Raw genomic sequence first — 18,888 nt, forward strand, 5'->3', positions numbered from 1 at the left:
ACGAAGTCCACTGATGTGGCTTCTAGGTTGGAACGGTCTCCCCGGTGACTGGTCTCGAACCCTATCAAGTTCATTGGGTAAAACATACAAGGTTGGATTAGCCGTAGGCGTAATCCAACGATACATTTGCGCCATAATCTAATCGGCTTGGTGGAGTGACCTCGGAATCGAGTGACGGGTGTGGGGGTATGCCTCATCGGGGAAGTGGGCAGCAGGGATGCTGCCGTCTAGCCTACATGGAAGTATTCACGGCGACCCCGAGGAGGCCTACCCCCACACCTGGCACGTACCATTGGCACAATAGCCTACCCAGCCACCAAATGCGGTGGCACTGTAAAAACCAGAAGGCACAACAAGCCGGGTGGGGTCACTCAGGCACCTCAAGATACTGATTGTACATCGCCGCCTGGGTGCGGTTGTAGATGTCGAGTTTGCGGAAAATCTCGGAGACGTGGGTCTTGACGGTGGTTTCCTTGACGTCCAGCTCGTAGGCGATCTGCTTGTTCAGGAAGCCCCGGGCGATCAACGCCAGTACCCGTTGTTGTTGCGGGGTCAGGGTCGCCAGTTTGCGAATGGCTTCCACGTCGTCCTGGCTGTCCACGCCCTGGTTCAGGCCTTCCGGATAAAAAGGGGTACCTCTCAGCAGGCCGTCCAGCGCCGAGACCAGGTCTTCCAGCGCCATCGACTTGGGCAGATAACCCAGGGCTCCGGCCGCTTTTACCTGAGCCAGGGTACGCCCCGCCTCATTGGCCGTGACGACGGCCACGGCCACTTCCGGAAATTGATTGCGAATCTGGATCAAGCCCAGTAGCCCCTCGCTGCCGGGCATCTTCAAATCCAGCAGGACCAGATCGATGTTGCCCTCGTTGAGGCGTTGCAGTGTCGATTCCAGCGAATCCGCCTGGCTGACGTGGACGAGCGTCTGGGTGTTGGTCAGGGCTTCCGAGATAGCGTTGCGGAAGAGCGGATGATCGTCGGCGATCAATACTTCTATGTCTTCGGTCATGGCACGCTTGTTTTTTGTTGTGGTCGGGCCGGAGACGTTTTCCCCGGACACACTCTTTATAGCAGAAATTCGCGGTGGGCACGATGTCGGCGTGATTCGCCTCCTACGGAAGTAGGAGACGGGTCAGTCGGTTTCCTCCTTGTTTCCGGCTTTGCTGGTTTCCTTGAGGCGGGTGTTTTCTTCTTCCAGGGTTTTGATGCGGCTCAACATGGTCTGGCTGTCGGTCATAAACTGCTGCAGCAGGGATTCCATCTCTTCCATGTCCTCGTTGGAATCCGGCCGGGACGAAGCGGAGGGGGATTCGCCACTCGCCTGGCTTTCCAGCTTCGCCACCATGGACTGCATTTCTTTCAGCAAACCTTCAAGCCGGTCAATTTCCTCTTCCTGCTGAACGATGATGTCCATCGCATCGCCGCCTTGGCGGATGGCTTCCACCTGGGTGCGCAATTCGCCGAGGCTTTCCTTCTGTTGATTGTTGATGCCCTGGAGACGATCGCTGACGTTGCCCTCACTGTCGCCGTCACCACTCACTTGCGCCAGCAGGTCTTTTTCCCGCTGCGTCAACTGATCGATGGTGCTCTGCGCCTGCTCCAGTTCCATTTCCAGTACGGCAATGCAATTGGCGGAATCGCGGACCAGCAGCTCAAGGCGGGAGACTTCCGACTCCTGTAGCTCCAGGATGCGCTCCTGATCCTCGCCGTCACGCAATTGCTCGATCGAATCCTTCAGGTTGGCGACCGATTCGGCCTGTTTTCCGGCGTTACCGGACAACTTGTCGACGTTCTTCAGATCGATGATGGACTGACCGTCCTCGGTGGTGGCGATGTCCTTGAGGCGGTTCTTCAAATCCTTGACCTGACCTTCCAGGGCCTCGTTCTCGTGGTGGGCCGCTTCCAGTTCCTTCTCCAGCAGATTGATACTGACATCCGCCTCTTTCATGTACTTCTCGAGCAGACCCAACTGCTGGTTCAGTTCACGGATGTGCTCGTCACTGCCGGGATCCATTTGCTGGATCTTGAGGCCCAACTTGTTGATGTTTTCCTGCAGATCGAATTTTTCGCACTTCAGTTTGTACAGCTCGTCCGAGTACATACCCATCTCGGGACGCTCGTAGTGGCTGGATTCGGTCGAGTTGATGCTCTTCAGTTGTTCCAGTTCGTCTTCGAGTATGCCGATTCGGTCCCGAGCCGATTCATATTGAGTCCGGTACTGTTTAACCTGTTTCTCGAGCGAAGCCGCATCCAGAGACTCCGCGGCGGCGGCGCGTCGATTGGGGTCGCTGTGCTCCAGGCCGGCATCGTTGATGGCGTTTTCGGCCAACGGCCGCCAATCGTCCTCGGACAGCTCTTCGGTGGTGATTTCCTTCTCAAGTTCAAGAATGCGGCGACGCAGCCAGTCCATGTGATAGTCATCGTCGGGAGCCGGCGGCTTTTTCAGATTTGTACCGGATTGCTTGGCGCGATCGGTCAGTTCGTCGATCCGGTTCTGCAACTGACCGGCAAAGTCGCCACCGGTCCCGGCTTCACCCGCCGATTCCCGCAGCGCATCGAGTTCGGCCTGGAGGTCGGCGTTTGCTTGCTGCTGCGCTTCCAGTCGACGCACCGTATCCCCGCGCATCTCTTTCAGAATCGCCACCAGCAGATGAAACAGCCGGTTGCGGTAGAGCATGAACAGGGTGATGACGACATAAACAACGGCGATTTCGCCGAGGATAAAGAGCGTCAACTGATTGATGAACATGGGCGACGGCGACCTGCGTTAAACCGAATCGACCCAGCCGCTGGCCATGCCCGTGGAACGGGTACCGCTGGCGGAATAGGTATCGGTGGAACCGACCAGGTTTTTCAGCAACGACAGCCGAGCCTGGTTGCGAGTGGTGAGGGAGGCAAGTAGTTGCCGGTTGGCGGCGTTGGAACGGTGATTGGTGTCCAGACTTTGCCGCAGGATCCGCCATTGATCGAGCAGAGGCATGCGTTCCGGCTCCGACAACGCCTGGGTCCAGCGTTCGAATTCGCGATAGTCGGGTTCGATGCCCTGATCGGCACACCAGCCAAGCAGGCTTTGCGAGGCCGAGAGCAATTGCTCGGTCAGGAGTTTCTTGCGATCGAGGATGGCCGTCAGTGACGTCAAATCGGCCTGTGTCAGAGCCTCCTGCTCGGCCTCAAGCAGCGGTTGAAAGCGCTGGCTGGCCTCCAGTGCGTCCTGCAGGGCGTCGTGCAGACGCTGCAAGGTGTGGGTGTCGATGGTCATGTCCCCGAGCCTCCCCGGCGACAGCCCAACACGCCGAAGGATCAGAGTCCGGATTCAAAGCGTCGGAAGGCGGCCGCCAGTTTGTCGTAGTCGATTTTGTAATCGCCATTCTGGATGGCGCTGCGTATGCGGTCGACTTTTTCCTGATCGATGTCCGGCAGGTTTTGCATTTTGCTGTTGACGCTGCGCAATACCTGGGCGCGATCGGAAAGTTCCACCACATCATCCTTGCTAGCAGTTTCTGTTCCACTTTTTTCAGGCGCGTTCTTGACCTGTTCGGCGGACTCGTTCTGTCGAGTCTTGGCAGTGCCGCTTTGGCCCGGTGGCAGGCCGTTAATGTTCATGGCCATGTTTCATCCTCACGTTGGATACACTTTCCTGAAGGGGTTAGCGGCCCTTTCTCCAGCAACTTTAGCTTTTTTTGTGAAAAAAATCCGGTTTTGGGGAAAATCCGTGGAATCCCGGCCGGTCTGGCTTGAGTGCCAGGGGCCGCGATGGGGACCGGGTAAGCCCCTCAGGGGTCGCCGTGGACCCGTCCATGGGGGCTTGGCTTCGGCATCCATGCCTCAGACATCCCCTGATGGGCTTACCCGGCCCCCACCGCTCGCGCTTTGCCCCAAATCCGAAGAACCTCCGTTCTAAATTGGATGGTTGCATTATCGATTCCAGAGCGTTCGGATCGAGCCGGCAGGTGTGACTTCGCTGTATTTGGTTTGTCACCGTGTTGAGCCCAGGCGGCGGGGTAGGCCTCTCAGGGGATGTCCGCAGCATGGATGCTGCGGTCAAGCCCCCATGGATGGGTTCACGGCGACCCCTGAGAGGCCTACCCCGCCGCCTGGGCGGACCATTGGCACCCAGTTCAGCCCAGTCGGACCAACCACAACACGAGCTCATTGCACTGCAATCTCCACGACGCCCTTGCTTTTGACATAGGCGTGGACGACTTTTCGGGATGTCAGGTTTCTGACTGGGATCTGCTCGCCGGAGGGGCCGTCGCGCAGGGCCTCGCCCAGGGTGCGGACCGATAGGCCGCCCCCGGTGGTGGCGATGATGACGACCCGGTCGCCGCGCTTGACCATGACCGGTGGTTCGGCCATGTGGGGCGTGATGACATCGCCCGGTTGGACGGGTCGGGCGACTTCGTAGCCTTCGAGCGAGTCGATGCTGTCGAAATATCCAAGTCTCAGCGTGCCGATGTCCAGTGTTCTCAGTGTCAGGTCGGATGCCGTCAGGCGATGACCCCGCGACAGGCTGCCCGCTGCGACGACGACCGGGCGGTGAATGGCCAGGTCGATGGGGATGTAGAGCTGCCAGCCCAGGGTGTCGCAACTGACCTTCGGCGTCTGCCGGCCGGCCAGGGTCTGACCCCGCCAGTCAATGTCGATCGGGTCGGGGCAGGGCGCCAGGCTGGAGACGGCGCTGGGCAGATCGAAATCGATGCGGACACGGTCGTCCGCCAGATCCGGATAGCGTTGGTGCAAGCGCGCCCAGGTTTGCTCGGTCAGGGCGGTGTCGATCTGCGTGGCGGTGGATTCCGTAGTGGAAGACAGGGCCGGGGATGGCAGCGCCAGACACAACAGCGCCAGACTGGCCATGAGGACCGAGGTTAAGCTTTCCGGCCGCCCGGCCGTTATAGTGCATAATTGCGGCATCCGGTTGTCCTGTGACAATTGCGGTCTATGCTTTAAGGAACCCATGTCCTCGCCCGGTAAACGAGGTCGCGGGCCCGGTCCGTCAGACTTTCCGGCACTTGAAGCGGTCGGACAGCGCTTTTTGACGGTATTTTGACGATTTGAGTCCAAGCCGAGCCCGATTTTCTGGATTCACGGCGTGTTTGACTGTTTTATCTTGACGGTGAAGCGCGCCTTTCAGAGGGTCGGTGCAAAGGGTATGCCGATTCGGGGCTGTCCGGAGCCGGCTGTTGGCTGGATGGCGGCGATATTCCCAAGACTATGCCCTAAGACAACGCGAAGTGGAGAATTCTATGGCAGGCGTTCTGGACAGTGTTAACCAACGGACCCAACTGGTGGGTCAAAACCGCCTGGAATTGCTTTTGTTCCGCCTGGATGGTGAACAGATTTACGGCATCAATGTGTTCAAGGTGAAAGAAGTGCTGCAATGCCCGACCCTGACACAGCTTCCCCAAAGCAATTCGGTGGTCAAGGGGGTGGCGCATATCCGGGGCGGAACCATTCCGATTCTCGACCTGAGCCGGGCGACGGGAAACGCACCGATTGACAACATTCAGGACCGACTGGCGATCATTACCGAATACAACATGCACAGCCAGGGGTTTCTGGTCAAAGGCGTCGAGCGCATCATCAACATCAACTGGGAAGATGTTCAGCCACCGCCCAAGGGGACCGGTCACGATCATTTTCTGACGGCGGTGACGAAGTACGAAGACAAGCTGGTGGAAATCATCGATGTCGAGAAGATCCTCGCCGAAGTGACCCCGATGACCGAAGACGTCAGCGAAGGTCTGATCACCGAGGACGTCACCTCCAACGCCGTGTCCAAACAGATCCTGATCGCCGACGACTCTAAGATTGCGCGCAAACAGATCACCCGCACACTGGAGCAGATCGGCGTGACCGTGGTGGCGGTCAACGACGGGCGCGAGGCGCTGGATCATTTGCTGGCCCTGGTGGAAGAGGGTGTTCATCCCGCGGACCGTTATCCGATCGTCATTTCCGATATCGAAATGCCGGAGATGGACGGTTATACCCTGACCTCGGAAATCCGTAACCACCCTCAGCTCAACGACTTGCACATCCTGCTGCACACTTCTCTGAGTGGCGTCTTTAATCAGGCAATGGTAAAAAAGGTGGGTGCCAACGACTTTTTGGCCAAATTTCAACCGGACATGCTCGCGCAATTGGTTATTGAGCGCATTACCCATCTGGGCGGTGAATTGCCGGCCCTGGAAGGGGAGGCATGACGACAGGCGGTACCCCCGGTAAAGGGACGGTGGTTTTCCAGATCACCCCCATTGCGACTGATCCGAAGGAGTCATAGGGTTAATGGTGGATGTGAACGAAGGCTACGATGCCTTCTGCGACTTTTTGGAAAAACACAGCGGCATTTGTCTGGGTACGAGCAAGCAGTACCTGGTGTCCAGCCGTTTGCGCAAAATCCTGCAACAGGAATCCGTCAGGAACCTGAATGAACTGGTGAGTGCCATTTCACGACCCGGTGGCCAGAAGCTGAAAACGGCCGTCATCGACGCGATGACCACCAACGAAACGCTCTGGTTCCGGGATATCCATCCCTTTCGTATTCTGGAAGAGAAGCTGCTGCCGGAATTTTACGGTCAGCGACCGTCCCGGCCGCTGCGCATCTGGTCGGCGGCCTGCTCGACCGGGCAGGAGCCGTATTCCATCTCGATGATGATCGAGGAATACAAAGCGCGAAACCGGGTATTCAACAGTGGCGAGAAAATCGTCGCGACGGACATATCCCCGTCCGCGCTGGCGGCGGCGAAATCCGCCGAGTACGCCATGCTGGCGATCGGCCGTGGGTTGGATACGGACCGCCTGAAGAAACACTTCGAAGAAACACCCGGCGGGCGCTGGCGGGTAAAACCGGGCATCGCTCAGCGGGTCGAATTCCGCGCGATGAACCTGCAGGACAGTTACGCCTTGCTGGGAAAGTTCGACATCGTCTTCTGCCGTAATGTGTTGATCTATTTCACCGCCGATCTCAAGCGGGACATCCTGACCCGCATCCACGCCACCCTGAACCCGGGTGGCTATCTGCTGGTGGGGGCTTCGGAGGCCGTAAACGGTCTGGGGGACCTCTATGAGATGGTGCACTGCCGTCCGGGTATTATTTATCGCAAGCGCTGAGCAGGTGCGGTTCAACCAGGAAATACCCCTTGCTGCGCACGGTCTTGATGGCTTCCTTGAAGGGCAGTTTCGATCTCAACGATGACACCAGCATATCGATGGCGCGGCTTTGGCCGTCGTATTCGATGCCTCTCAATGCTTTCATGATGTCGTCACGTGTGAAAATGTGGCCCGGTTTCGAATGCAGCAGCGCCAACAGGTTGAATTCGGGTGTCGTCAGGTCGAGCGGCTCGTCCCAGCAATAGGCCAGACGGTTGCGGTGGTCGACGTCAATCGGCGACGGCTCTTCGCGATCGGGCGAGCCGGACAAGGCCTGATTGAATTCCAGGGCCCGACGCAAATGCGCCCGAACCCGACTGACCAGAAGCTTGGGTTCCACCGGCTTGGTCAGGTAATCGTCCGCGCCCAGTTCCAGCCCCAGAATTTCATCGATGGGGTCGTTCTTGGCGGTCAGGATGATGATCGGGTGTTTATAGTGCGGGCGAACCTGCCGGCAGACCGCCAGGCCATCCATGCCGGGCAGCATGATATCGAGAATGGTCAGGTCCGGCTGGTGCTCGATGATGTGGTCCCGGGCAACCGTGCCGTCCGCGATGACGGTGACATGGTAGCCTGAGTCTTCGAGAAAATGCTGCATCAGTTCCGCCAGGTTGGCGTTGTCTTCCACCAGCAGCAGGGTGGCGTAATGATCTGTGGTTTCCATTGAACTCCGGTCGGCGCTTGCAACGGCCTCAGCTGAACAATCCAGTGACCCAGTGTAAATCGAATCGACTTAAAACCGAACCCGTATAAGGCCGGGGGTTATCCGCCGTTGGGAGTGCCTGGTGGAGGGCCGTTGCCCTGACCGTTCCCCGGTCCATTACCGCCACCCGGATTGTTGCCGGATCCGGCGGCGGGGAGGTCATCCGGAGGGCCTTGCCCCGGAAAGTCGTCATTGCCGGCGGCCGCGGGCAGGTCCGACAGTAGATCGTCCAGCATCTCCTCGCGTCGCTGCCTGGCGGCCTCCGGCAACGCCTCGATGTCTTCCTCGCTCATACCGATCAGCGACTGCAGCGACATCAAACGGCCATTGCCGGACACGGTCGACTGACGCAGCCAGACCTCGAGCAACTGGTCCAGCTCTTCGGATTCGGGGTTGGACTCGATCAATTGATCCAGTCGACGTGACAAGGCTCGGGGGTCGGTCTCTCCGCTCAAATCGAGGACATCGCTGGGCAGTTCATCCCAGGCGCCCCAGGAATCGGTATCCTCTGACCAAGCCAGTCCGCTGGCGAACAGGGCAAGCAAGCCCGTTGTCATATACCGCATGTTCCGACTCATTTCGCAGGTGGAATTCTGAGGGTAACTGTAACCCATCCGTCAGTCCCGGGTGTCGGTCCTTTGTCCGGCTTTGTAAGGTGCCAGTAACAAGGTCACCCGGCAGCCGCCCAGATCGGAATCGTCCAGTACCATAGCGCCGCCCAACAGTTCGAGGATGTCCCGGCTGATGGCCAGCCCGAGGCCATGACCGCGTATCGGACCCTCCCGGCTTCGATCGAGTCGATAGAAAGGCTCCAACACCCGCTCCCGTTCCCCGGCTGGTATCCCGGGGCCGTCATCGTCCACCCGAAGGCGAATACGCTCGTCGGGCATTCGATCGAGGGTGAGTCTGACTTGATGGTCGGCGTACTTCAAGGCGTTGCTCAAAATGTTGAGAAACAGTCGCCGCAACAACCGCTCTTCACCTTTCAACCAAACAGCGGTATTGGGCAGCCGGCAGTCCCAACTCACCGCGTCACGGGGTTCGAGCGTCTCGATCACGCTCGGTAAAAGGGCGGTCAGGTCGCTGCGGGCTTGTTGATCGGTATCCGTATCCGACAGGCTGTGAAACAGCAGCAGTTCTTCGACCAGGGTTTCCATTTCGGTCACGGCCTGATCCATTTTATCCGTGACGTATCGCTGTCGATCCTCGGGTTTCAGCATGGCCAACGCGAATTTGAACTGCGCCAGCGGGGTCTTGAGATCGTGCGAGACCGCCTGGTTAAGCGCCTTGTTGCGTCGACCGTAATCCACCAGTCGGGCCGCCATATTGTTGATGTGCTGGCCCATCGTACCCAGTTCGTCCCGGGGCTGATCCGGCACATCGACACTGTCCGGCGTGTGTTCGATGGCGTCCACGGCCCGGGTCATCCGCACCAGTCGCCGTCTCAGCGGTGTCAGCGTCAAATAGATCAATGCGCCCAATGCGATCAGTGTCGCGCCGGCCAGAAGCAGCAGCCCCAGCGGCGTGATCCACTCGAAGCGATGTACGGGGCCCAGCTTGAGCGCATTGCCCTGGCCCATGGGAATGTAAAGCGTCTGGCCGGGTGCGGTCAGGCCGGCACTTTGATTGACGATAACGGCTTGCCCTTGTTGCAACTGCCGCTGCTGCAGAAATCCCAGGGGCTCTTCGGCGAGACCGACCGGTTGGATCGCGATCCCGCTGCGCTCGCTCAAGCGGGCCAACAGTTCGTCCCGATCGTCCACATCGGCCAGTGACAGGGCATTGACCACGAGATAGCCGGTGCCGATCAGCAATTCGTCCCAGTCCGCGATGCTGGCCGTGATCAAACGGGATCCGTCATTGAGAGGCAGGGTGATCCCGGCCCGCTCCGACCACCAACGGGCTTCTGTGATACCGGTGGGTTCGGAATTGTTCGCCAGACCCCACTCGGTTCCGGTCAGCCGCGACAGAATGGTGGTCCAGTCATTCAGTCGTTCGGGTGCGACCACCGACCCGTTTCGATCGAGAGCGGGTTGGAGAGCCGCGATCCGGTACTCCACGAATTCGTTGAATCGATAGCGGTTCACCTGATCGAGCACCAGCCAGACTCCGGTCGCGGTTAAGGCGAGGGTGAGCAGCAGATTCAGGTAAACCCGTGTAAACAGTGATTGCATGGTTTTGTCAGGCCTTTACACCGTGTTCAGTCAGCCGGGCGGTCTTCGGTAAACTCGGGCTTACATTTGCCATAAAGAGGTCTTACACATCTTCATCAACTCTTTTCTACAGTAGGCGATGTTACTTTTGGCAAGGACCAATCGGGGTTCCTGCCACATCCTCGAAAGGAGGTCAGTGTATGACGTCACCATTCAAAACGGTAGCGGCCCTGGGAATGGCATCCGCCGTGCTCGCCGGTTGTAATCTGGAGTCAGCCGGATCGGGCACCGGGACGCTCTCGCTGGATATCACCGACGCACCCGTCGATGAGGCGGTCGCCGTCAATGTGGTGTTCGAAGGGGTGATCATCCAATCCGCCGCCGATAATCGCATTGAAATCACTTACGACGAACCCAAGACCATCAACCTGCTGGACCTTCAGGGTGGTGAAACCGCCGCCTTGCTTGAAGGGGAGACTCTGGCGGCAGGCGACTACGAGTGGATCCGTCTGAAGCTCGATGCCGACGAAGGCACCGGCAGTTCCAACATTGAAATCGGTCCCGGTCCCAACGAAGGCACTTACAGCCTGACAGTACCGAGCGGCCAACAGACTGGCCTGAAGCTGGTGAAAGGCTTTACCATTCCCGCGAACGGCAGCGCATCCTTCACCATCGATTTCGATCTGAGGAAATCCGTGATCAAGACGGGCAATGGTCAGTACAAACTGAAACCGACATTGCGTCTGGTCGACAACACAACGGTGGGTGCCATTTCCGGTACGGTCGCCGAGGCCACCATCGACGCCATCAATGCAGATGAGGCCGGTGCCTGCGATGCGGGCATGGCGGTCTACGTCTATGAAGGCTCGGATGTAATGGCCGACGATGTCGGTAGCGCCGGCAGCGTGCCGATCACGACCGCCATGGTTGAGCAACAGGGATCCGGCGAACTCGGTTATACGGCCGCCTTCCTGGTGGAAGGGGACTATACCTCCGCCTTCACCTGCGATGCTGAACTGGACGATCCCGAAGGAGATGACGACCTGTCCTTCACCGGCACTCAAAACGTGACCGTTTCGGCCGATGCAACGTCACAAGCCGATTTTTAACACTCTGTAACCTCTTTATCCGGTAAGAGCCTTTAGGCTCTTGCCGGACAGCTCTCACTATTGACCCGCCTCTCATTTCTACAGTTGCAAAACACGGTATCAACACCCCATTGTTTTTATAGGGCTAGCCTGTCGACAGGCCGGTGAGTTTTTCTTATTCCACCGGTTCCGATTGAAAAAGGGAGTCTGTGCAATGCAACGAATGATGCTCACCACCGTGATCGGCACCGCAGTACTGCTTGGCGGTTGTAATCCCGACTGGAACCTCGGTGCGGGTCGGCTCAGTCTGGCCGTTACCGATGCACCGGTGGACTTTGCCGACTCCGTGGTCGTCGTGTTTACCGGCGTCACCTTATATTCAGAGTCTATCGGCCGTATCGAATTGACGTTCGATGAACCCAAATCCATTGATCTTCTCGACTTGCAGGGAGGCGAATCCGCCGCCTTGTTAAGTGACGTCAAGATTCAGGGTGGCCAGTATGACTGGGTTCGATTGGACGTGTCGGCGCAACCCGGCAACAGTGATTCCTACATTGAAATCGGCGGTGCACGATACGATCTCGAATTGTCGGAGCACGGCGAGTCCGGCTTGACATGGTCGAGCGGTCTGTCCGTTCCGGTTGACCGAACCGCCAAGTACACCGTTGATTTCGACTTGCGACAATCCATTGTTCATCACGGCCAAACCTATCGCCTGGATCCGTCACTTCGTTGGATCGCAAACGCGGTAACCGGCGGTGTCAGTGGCACCGTATCTTCGGGTCTGGTGACCGGTGATTGTCATGGCGCTGTCTATGCGTACGCGGGTTCGGATGTCACTCCCGGAGATGTCGGTGGTGAAGGACAAGCGCCGGTGACCTCGGCGATTGTTCACACGGAAGCGACGGGGACGGTCGCCTATGACTACGACATTGGTTTTCTGAATTACGGTGAATACACCCTGTCGTTTACGTGCGAGGCCGATACCGACGATCCCGAATCCGCCGACGTTTTGAATTGGTCCGGTACGCAGAATGTGACGGTAACCGCGGGGCAAATAACAGAAGCTCATTTCGAAAACTGAGCTTAACCGTACCGTGTTCACAGTTACAGTATCGACGCGCTCTCACAACTACAGTCGACGAACATGGGCGGAACAACAGGGCGCCGCCTTCCATCGTAGTCTTGCTGTCGACGTCGGGATAACCCGGCTCGACTAAGCTAAAACGATAGGAGGGAGTAGCGTGAAAATAAAATCTTTGATCGGTTGTATCGGTGTGGGTTTGATGGCGATGTCCTTGACTGGATGTCAGCTTGAAGAGGACGACAGCGGTTCGGATAACGGATCGAACGATGGATCGGGATCACTGACGGGTCGAATGAATCTGCGCATAACCGATGCACCCATCGATTCAGCCGACAAGGTTGTTGTCGTATTTACCGGAGTCACGGTACAAGCCGAAGACGGTCAACGTGTAGAGTATGAATACGAGGAACCCCGTGAGATTGATTTGCTGTCGCTGCAAGGGCAAACGACCGAGTCCTTGTTGGAAGAGGTCGAACTGGAAGCGGGAGATTATGAGTGGATCCGGTTGCATGTCGCGGCCGAAACCGGTGTGACTGATTCCTATATCGAGGTCGACGGTGCCCAGCATGATTTACGCATTCCGAGTGGAGCGCAAACCGGGTTGAAGCTGGTGAACGGTTTTACCATCGAAGAAGACCAGACCTCCAACTACACCATCGATTTCGATCTTCGCCAATCCATCGTACACAATCCGCAGGGGTATAAGCTGAAACCGACTCTTCGGCTGGTAGCGGACGACGACACCGGAACAGTCGATGGTTCGGTCGACGGCGGGCTGATTACGGCTGAATGCAGCGGCGCGATCTACGTCTACGCCGGTGTCGACATCACGCCAGGGGATCTGGGCGGTGAAGAGGTCCAGCCTCTAACAACCAAGCTGGTGGACACCGATGCCACCGGCGTCACCGAGTTCGAGTACGAATTGGCGTTTATGGCGGCCGGCGAGTATACCCTGGCTTTTACCTGCGAAGCCGACCTGGATGACCCGGAAGCCGACGATACCCTCGAGTGGCTGGCCACGCACAGTGTGACGGTCACTGCGGGAGGATCGGCCACGGTCGATTTTTAACCTTACAACCCCTACCGACACCCCGGGGAAGACCGGAATCGGCCTTCCCCGGGGCCTGCCACATCAACCGGTCAACCCTTGCCGGTTGCCGTTGTTGAACGAGCTCGAAAATCCCCAACCCATTGAATTAAAAGGAAAAACAGACTTGGCACCCGACTTGCAAAAGTCATTGTAACTTCGAAAAAAGCGGCAAAGAGGTGTCCAATGTCTGCACTGGGATTCAACAACTCGCTGGGGATTCACGACAACGCCCTGTTGGTCCGTGCGCAGCGCTCCGAGGTGCTGGCCAACAACCTGGCCAATGCCGATACACCGAACTACAAGGCTCGGGACATGGATTTTCAGGCGATCCTGCGCGGTGAGGCCAAAAAAGCCCAGGGGCTGGACATGGCCCGGACGGACGGCGAGCACATTCCCGGCCGCGTCGAGACCGGACACGAGATGCTTTACCGCAACCCGATTCAGCCGTCCATCGACGGCAATACCGTCGACACCAATGTCGAGAACGCCGAATTCACCAAGAACGCCATGTCGTACAACGCCAGCTTTGACTTCCTGAACCGGAAATTCAAAGGCCTGGACGGCGCCTTGAGAGGGCAATAATCATGTCGCTGAATAACGTCATCAACATCGCCGGATCCGGCATGAATGCCCAGTCGATCCGGTTGAACACCACGGCCAGCAACCTGGCCAATGCTCAAAGCGTCAGCTCGAGCGAGGAAGACACCTACCGTGCCCGTAAGCCGGTGTTCGAAGTACTGCAGGGGCAATTTCAGGATCGGGATTTGATGGACCCGGTCGACCTGGAGCACGACGTGGGCGAGGGCGTGCATGTGGCCGGTATCATCGAAAAGGACGATCCGCTCGATATCCGCTATGAGCCGACTCATCCCATGGCCGATGAAAACGGTTATGTCTACTACCCGAACGTGAATGTGGTCGAGGAAATGGCGGACATGATCTCGGCGTCGCGCAGTTTCACGGTGAACGTCGAAGTCTTCAATACCGCCAAAACCATGATGCAGAAAACAATGACGATGGGGCAATAGCCAGTGAGGGTCCGGTATGTCTGATGTCAACAATGTCTCTGGCTCCAGTGCGCTGAGCCAATACGACATCAACAAGAACGCATCCCAGGAAAAGAAGTCCAACGAGTTGGGCAAGAACGAGTTCCTGGAATTGATGATCGCCCAGCTGAATAACCAAAACCCGCTGGAGCCCCAGAAGAATGCCGAGTTCGTGGCCCAGATGGCGCAGTTCTCGACCGTCGAGGGCATCCAGAACATGAGCAGTGGCTTCGAGTCGCTGGCCAGTTCCTTCAAGTCCTCCCAGGCGTTGCAGGCCAGCTCGCTGGTGGGCGGGGCAGTGACGGTCGACGGGCAGGACACCAGCCTGTTGCGCCACGGTGAATTGGTGTACGGCATGGCCGATGTGCCGTCCGGTGCGGACAGTCTGAAACTTCAGATCACCAACGAAGCCGGTGAGGTCGTCGAGAATGTGCCGCTGGGTTACCAGCCGAATGGCCCGATGTCGTTCAAATGGGACGGCGCGAACCTTGAGATCAACGGGGAGATGGCGGACATCGACTACGACAAGTTCCCGACCGACGACGACGGCAACATCATTCCGCATGACCCAGGTGAGTATCAGTTCCAGGTTGTTGGAAATGTAGGCGGGCAGCAGCAGAACCTGAACGTTCACATGAGCGCCCGGGTGGACTCGGTGACGCTGGGTGAAAACAACGACCTGGTGTTGAACCTGGCCGGCGGTGGCACCGCCACCATGGCCGATGTGAAACAGATCAATCACGTTTACTGATCGGATTCAGTAAACGCAGGCGACAGGATGTTTGAGAAGGCTGTCCGTTTCACGGCGGCTTTTCAAGACGGCAGTGCGAGGAGCATAGCATGACTTTTGGTACCGGGCTGAGCGGCGTCGCCGCGGCGAACAAAGACCTCAAAGTAACCGGCAACAACATTGCCAATGCGAGTACCACGGGCTTCAAGTCCAGTCGGGCCGAGTTTGGCGACGCCTATACGAACTCTTTCCTTGGCTATGGCCAGGACAAGGCTGGTGCCGGTGTCAATGTCCAGAACATTGGCCAGAAGTTCGAGCAAGGCAACATCAGCCAGACGAACTCGGCGCTGGATCTGGCCATCGACGGCAATGGTTTCTTTGTCACCGAATACGCCAACGGCTCCGTGACCTATACCCGCTCCGGCATCTTCGGCGTCGACAAGCAGGGTTTCATCACCAACAACCAGGGCGCTCGCCTGCAAGGGTTCGGTGTCAATGAAAACGGTCTTGTCAGTGGTGTGTTGACCGACCTGGAGGTGGATACCGGCAACCAGCCGCCGCGCGGTACCCATGGCGTCGATGCCCGTGTGAACGTGCCTGCCGGCGCCCAGGTCCTGCAGCAGGACGGCACCATTACGCGGACCAATGGTCTGGCCATCGGCTCCGCTCAGGTGGGACCGCTGGAAGACATTGCCACTACGGTGGACACGCTCGGCATTCCCACCACATCCGGAACCGAGGCCCGATACGACGGCGGTACTCTGGGTGGTAACATCACCTTTCCGTACGACCCGGCGGCCGATGGCACGTCCGGCTGGACCATCGAAGTCAGTGTCCAGGGGCCCAACATTGAAGGCGGCACGGCTACATTGACGGATACCATCCAGCCGTTCCAGGCTGGCAAGACGTACGCGGATGTCGATGAAATCGTCGATGATGTTAATCGGGCGATTCTGGGCAGCCCGGATCTTGCCGGCAAGATCGAGGCCGAAGTGAACGCGGCCGGCGATGGCATCAGTTTCAGTACGACCGGTGTCTACGCCACTGATGGCACCAGTTTCTCGCTGGCCAATGACGTGGGTACTGTGCTGGGAGCGAACCACTTCAATATTCCGGGTGCACTGACTCAGGCGCCGATCGCCGGTGCGGATCTGTTCGAATCCGGCGGTTCCATCGATTTACGGACCATTCCCGGTCAGGCCGCATCGGTTCAGGGTAATGACGATGCCGACCTGGTTTATACCGATGCCGACCCGGGTACCTTTTCCGAATTGACCAGTTCGGCCGATCCAGCGGCCGTGGACGGTGGTAACTTTGGTCAAACCAGCCTGGGTACGGGGGATCGTATCCGGTTCAACGCCTCGATTCCGGGAGAAGTGTCTCCCACCTTGATTGATGTCGACATCAACGGTGTCGCCAGCGCCGCCGACCTGGTCAACCAGTTTAACGCGGCGTTCAACACGGCATTCGGCTCCCCCGATGTATTACAAGCGTCCTATTCGGCCAACCGTCTGGTCGTGACGGTCGGGTCGGACGTGGGTGAAGGCAGTAACGATATCAATCTGGTGCAAGTGAGCGACGCCCAGAACAACGATGATTTTAATCTGGTGACCATGGGTATGGACACCAGCAACTCGACTCCAGCGCCGACCTTGGTGGCCGGTGACGACCCGGTTTTGGCCAACAACCTGCTGGACATCGAAATCGAAGGTGGCATCAGCGACACCATTCAGATTCCACCCGGCAGTTATGGCAGCCATAATCAGTTGGTCGAGGCCATCAACGACGCCATCGAAGTCAGTCCTTCCCTGTTCGGGCAGGTGGAAGCCAGTGAGATCAATGGTCGTATTGTGCTTGAGCGTACCGAGATCGGGGACAGCGGGGATATTGATGTCTCTGAAGGGGACCCCAACAGTGTGACCCTGGATGCGCTCGGCTTTACCAGCACCACCAAGACCCTGGGGATCGATACCATCGACCGGTCCCATTCTTTCCGGGTCAATTTGACCGTGCCCGCACCGGACCCGGAAGACCGCTCGGGCTCCGTCGAAATATCGCTCGAGGAAGAGATCATCTCCATTGACCAGTTGGCGGCGGCGATCAACCGTGAATTGGCGGCTGTACCGGCGGAAGACTACATCGGTGTCCAGGCTCAGGTCATTCAGGACGAGCAAGGCCGCAAACAGTTGCAATTTGTTGCCACCGAAGCGGGAGAGGCATCTCAGGTATCGGTCACCAATATTCAGGCTCCCGGTGACGATCTGGATGTCGAGCAATTGTACGGCTTGTTGCAAACCGATCAGTACAATACCGATCTGGTCACCGTAGGCGAACCTGAAGTAACCAACGGCTATCCTGAGCAGAGCTTTGTTTTGTATAACGAAGATGAAGATGAGCGCACCACCATCACTACAGAAGCCGGTGCTTCAGCCTCCGAGATCGCCGCTCAGCTATCCGAAAACGCGGGTGTGGATGCCTCCGCGGAGACCGAGGTTCGGCTGTTGAGCGATAACTACGCCAACTCCGGAGATCTGGATCTGTTCATCAACGGACAGGTGATCAGCGCCAACGATTTCCAATCCATGGTCGACGAAATCAACCAGTATCAGCAGACGTCGCTGAACAGTATCACGGCGGAACTGGATGACAGCACCGGCGACATCGTGCTCACGTCCAGCACCGGTATCGACATCGAAGTCTCGATCGAATCGACGAACGACAACGATTCCCTCACGGTGCAAGGCTATGAAGGTACCGCCCCCGTTGTGTTGGGTGGTGAGCCCGATGCCGAAACCAATGCCAAGATTGGCGGCTATGTCGACATCATTCTCAACGAAGGTTTCACGCTGACCGAACCCGAGCCTCGTGTAGCCGGTCTGTTCAATGGCTTGACCGACTCCAGCTTCGAAGACTACACCATCAATGCCTTCGACCCGGATGACCCGGAAACATACAATGAAACCTCGTCCCTGCCGATTTACGATTCCATCGGCAACCAGCACCAATTGCAGTTGTTCTACGTGAAGGATCCGGAGGATCCCAACCGCCCGAACGCACTGAATTCATGGACGGTGTACGCACAGATCGATGGTGAAAATGTCGGCGATCCGGATACGAGCTTACCCTTCCCGGAGAACACCGAACCGACTCTGGCCTCGTTCAAGTTGTTCTTTAACGCGGATGGCACCGTGGACGAATCGAACACGGGAGACTTCCTGGTCTCCAACTGGACACCGACCGACCCGGAAACCGGAGACCCGACCGGCGCCTATGTGGGTCAGCCGGAGTCCCAGGGCGGCAGTCTGCCGATTCCGGATCCGAACACCAACTCGAATTTTGCGATTTCGTTTGATGGCACTACCCAGTACGGCGGTCCCTTCTCACGATACGACTTCCAGCAGGACGGCTATGCCAGTGGACGTCTCAAGGATCTCGAGATCAATGACGACGGCACCGTCTATGCCCGCTACACCAACGGCGAGGCCCAGGTGCTGGGGCAGGTGGCTCTGGCTTCCTTCGCCAGCAATGAAGGGTTGAACCCGGTGGGCAACACCGAATGGGAGGCCAGTTTCGAGTCCGGCGATGCCACCATCGGTGAGCCGGGTACCGGGTTGCTGGGCAGCATCCAGTCGGCTGCACTGGAGGATTCGACGGTCGACCTGTCCGAGCAGCTGGTGCACCTGATTATCGCCCAGCGAAACTACCAGGCCAACGCCAAGACGATCGAAACGGCCAACGCCGTGACCCAGACGATCATTAACCTGCGGTAATTCGTAGCGGCGGTAGGAAGTTTCTTGCCGCCGCTTTACCGCTTTCCTCCCTGTAGGAGCGCACTCCGTGCGCGACAT

General features: G+C 57.9%; 17 protein-coding genes. 9 read left to right on the forward strand and 8 right to left on the reverse strand.

Annotated features, from left to right (window positions below; genetic code table 11):
- Positions 1–367: 367 nt before the first annotated feature.
- The 5 genes from IE111_RS08400 to flgA form a co-directional block, all read right to left on the reverse strand.
- Positions 368–1,006 carry a response regulator gene (locus IE111_RS08400; RefSeq protein WP_189608122.1) on the reverse strand — a complete coding sequence of 213 codons (639 nt, stop codon included), beginning with the start codon at positions 1,004–1,006 and terminating at the stop codon, positions 368–370.
- Positions 1,007–1,129: 123 nt separating this feature from the next.
- Positions 1,130–2,746 (reverse strand): hypothetical protein, encoded by a 1,617-nt coding sequence (locus IE111_RS08405; RefSeq protein ID WP_189608123.1) that lies wholly within the window; start codon positions 2,744–2,746, stop codon positions 1,130–1,132.
- 18 nt (positions 2,747–2,764) lie between these two features.
- Positions 2,765–3,256, reverse strand: a complete 492-nt coding sequence (locus IE111_RS08410) for a flagella synthesis protein FlgN (protein ID WP_189608124.1) — start codon at positions 3,254–3,256, stop codon at positions 2,765–2,767.
- A gap of 41 nt (positions 3,257–3,297) precedes the next feature.
- Positions 3,298–3,606, reverse strand: coding sequence for a flagellar biosynthesis anti-sigma factor FlgM (flgM, locus tag IE111_RS08415; RefSeq protein ID WP_189608125.1), 309 nt, complete (start codon positions 3,604–3,606; stop codon positions 3,298–3,300).
- Positions 3,607–4,146: 540 nt separating this feature from the next.
- Entirely contained in the window at positions 4,147–4,908 is a 762-nt protein-coding gene (flgA, locus tag IE111_RS08420; protein ID WP_189608126.1) for a flagellar basal body P-ring formation chaperone FlgA, read from the reverse strand.
- Between the two features lie 332 nt (positions 4,909–5,240).
- On the opposite strand from flgA, the gene IE111_RS08425 reads away from it, so the two are divergent.
- Positions 5,241–6,197, forward strand: coding sequence for a chemotaxis protein CheV (locus IE111_RS08425; RefSeq protein WP_189608127.1), 957 nt, complete (start codon positions 5,241–5,243; stop codon positions 6,195–6,197).
- An 82-nt stretch (positions 6,198–6,279) separates the two neighbouring features.
- Positions 6,280–7,104, forward strand: a complete 825-nt coding sequence (locus tag IE111_RS08430; protein WP_189608128.1) for a CheR family methyltransferase — start codon at positions 6,280–6,282, stop codon at positions 7,102–7,104.
- Here IE111_RS08430 and IE111_RS08435 read toward each other — a convergent pair.
- The 3 genes from IE111_RS08435 to IE111_RS08445 all read right to left on the reverse strand — a co-directional run bounded on the left by IE111_RS08435 (position 7,085) and on the right by IE111_RS08445 (position 10,020).
- Positions 7,085–7,807, reverse strand: a complete 723-nt coding sequence (locus tag IE111_RS08435) for a response regulator transcription factor (RefSeq protein WP_189608129.1) — start codon at positions 7,805–7,807, stop codon at positions 7,085–7,087. The genes IE111_RS08430 and IE111_RS08435 overlap by 20 nt on opposite strands.
- Positions 7,808–7,905: 98 nt before the next feature.
- Complete coding sequence (locus IE111_RS08440; RefSeq protein ID WP_189608130.1) at positions 7,906–8,412, reverse strand: hypothetical protein; 507 nt, start codon at positions 8,410–8,412, stop codon at positions 7,906–7,908.
- A 51-nt stretch (positions 8,413–8,463) separates the two neighbouring features.
- Entirely contained in the window at positions 8,464–10,020 is a 1,557-nt protein-coding gene (locus IE111_RS08445) for a sensor histidine kinase (RefSeq protein WP_189608131.1), read from the reverse strand.
- Positions 10,021–10,199: 179 nt separating this feature from the next.
- On the opposite strand from IE111_RS08445, the gene IE111_RS08450 reads away from it, so the two are divergent.
- The 7 genes from IE111_RS08450 (at position 10,200) to IE111_RS08480 (ending at position 18,810) form a co-directional block, all read left to right on the forward strand.
- Complete coding sequence (locus IE111_RS08450) at positions 10,200–11,108, forward strand: DUF4382 domain-containing protein (protein WP_189608132.1); 909 nt, start codon at positions 10,200–10,202, stop codon at positions 11,106–11,108.
- Positions 11,109–11,301: 193 nt separating this feature from the next.
- The gene (locus tag IE111_RS08455; protein ID WP_189608133.1) at positions 11,302–12,171 is read left to right on the forward strand and encodes a DUF4382 domain-containing protein; all 870 of its coding nucleotides are present in this window, start codon (positions 11,302–11,304) and stop codon (positions 12,169–12,171) included.
- A gap of 295 nt (positions 12,172–12,466) precedes the next feature.
- Positions 12,467–13,243: a DUF4382 domain-containing protein gene (locus tag IE111_RS08460; RefSeq protein ID WP_189608134.1), complete on the forward strand. Its 777-nt coding sequence runs from the start codon at positions 12,467–12,469 to the stop codon at positions 13,241–13,243.
- Between the two features lie 204 nt (positions 13,244–13,447).
- On the forward strand, positions 13,448–13,846 hold the full coding sequence (gene flgB / locus IE111_RS08465) for a flagellar basal body rod protein FlgB (protein ID WP_189608135.1): 399 nt from the start codon (positions 13,448–13,450) through the stop codon (positions 13,844–13,846).
- A 2-nt stretch (positions 13,847–13,848) separates the two neighbouring features.
- Positions 13,849–14,292, forward strand: coding sequence for a flagellar basal body rod protein FlgC (gene flgC, locus IE111_RS08470; RefSeq protein WP_189608136.1), 444 nt, complete (start codon positions 13,849–13,851; stop codon positions 14,290–14,292).
- 16 nt (positions 14,293–14,308) lie between these two features.
- On the forward strand, positions 14,309–15,061 hold the full coding sequence (locus IE111_RS08475) for a flagellar hook assembly protein FlgD (RefSeq protein WP_189608137.1): 753 nt from the start codon (positions 14,309–14,311) through the stop codon (positions 15,059–15,061).
- A gap of 89 nt (positions 15,062–15,150) precedes the next feature.
- On the forward strand, positions 15,151–18,810 hold the full coding sequence (locus IE111_RS08480) for a flagellar hook-basal body complex protein (RefSeq protein ID WP_189608138.1): 3,660 nt from the start codon (positions 15,151–15,153) through the stop codon (positions 18,808–18,810).
- The last annotated feature ends 78 nt before the right edge of the window (positions 18,811–18,888 follow it).

It is taken from the genome of Saccharospirillum salsuginis (assembly GCF_014651855.1).
GTDB lineage: Bacteria > Pseudomonadota > Gammaproteobacteria > Pseudomonadales > Natronospirillaceae > Saccharospirillum > Saccharospirillum salsuginis.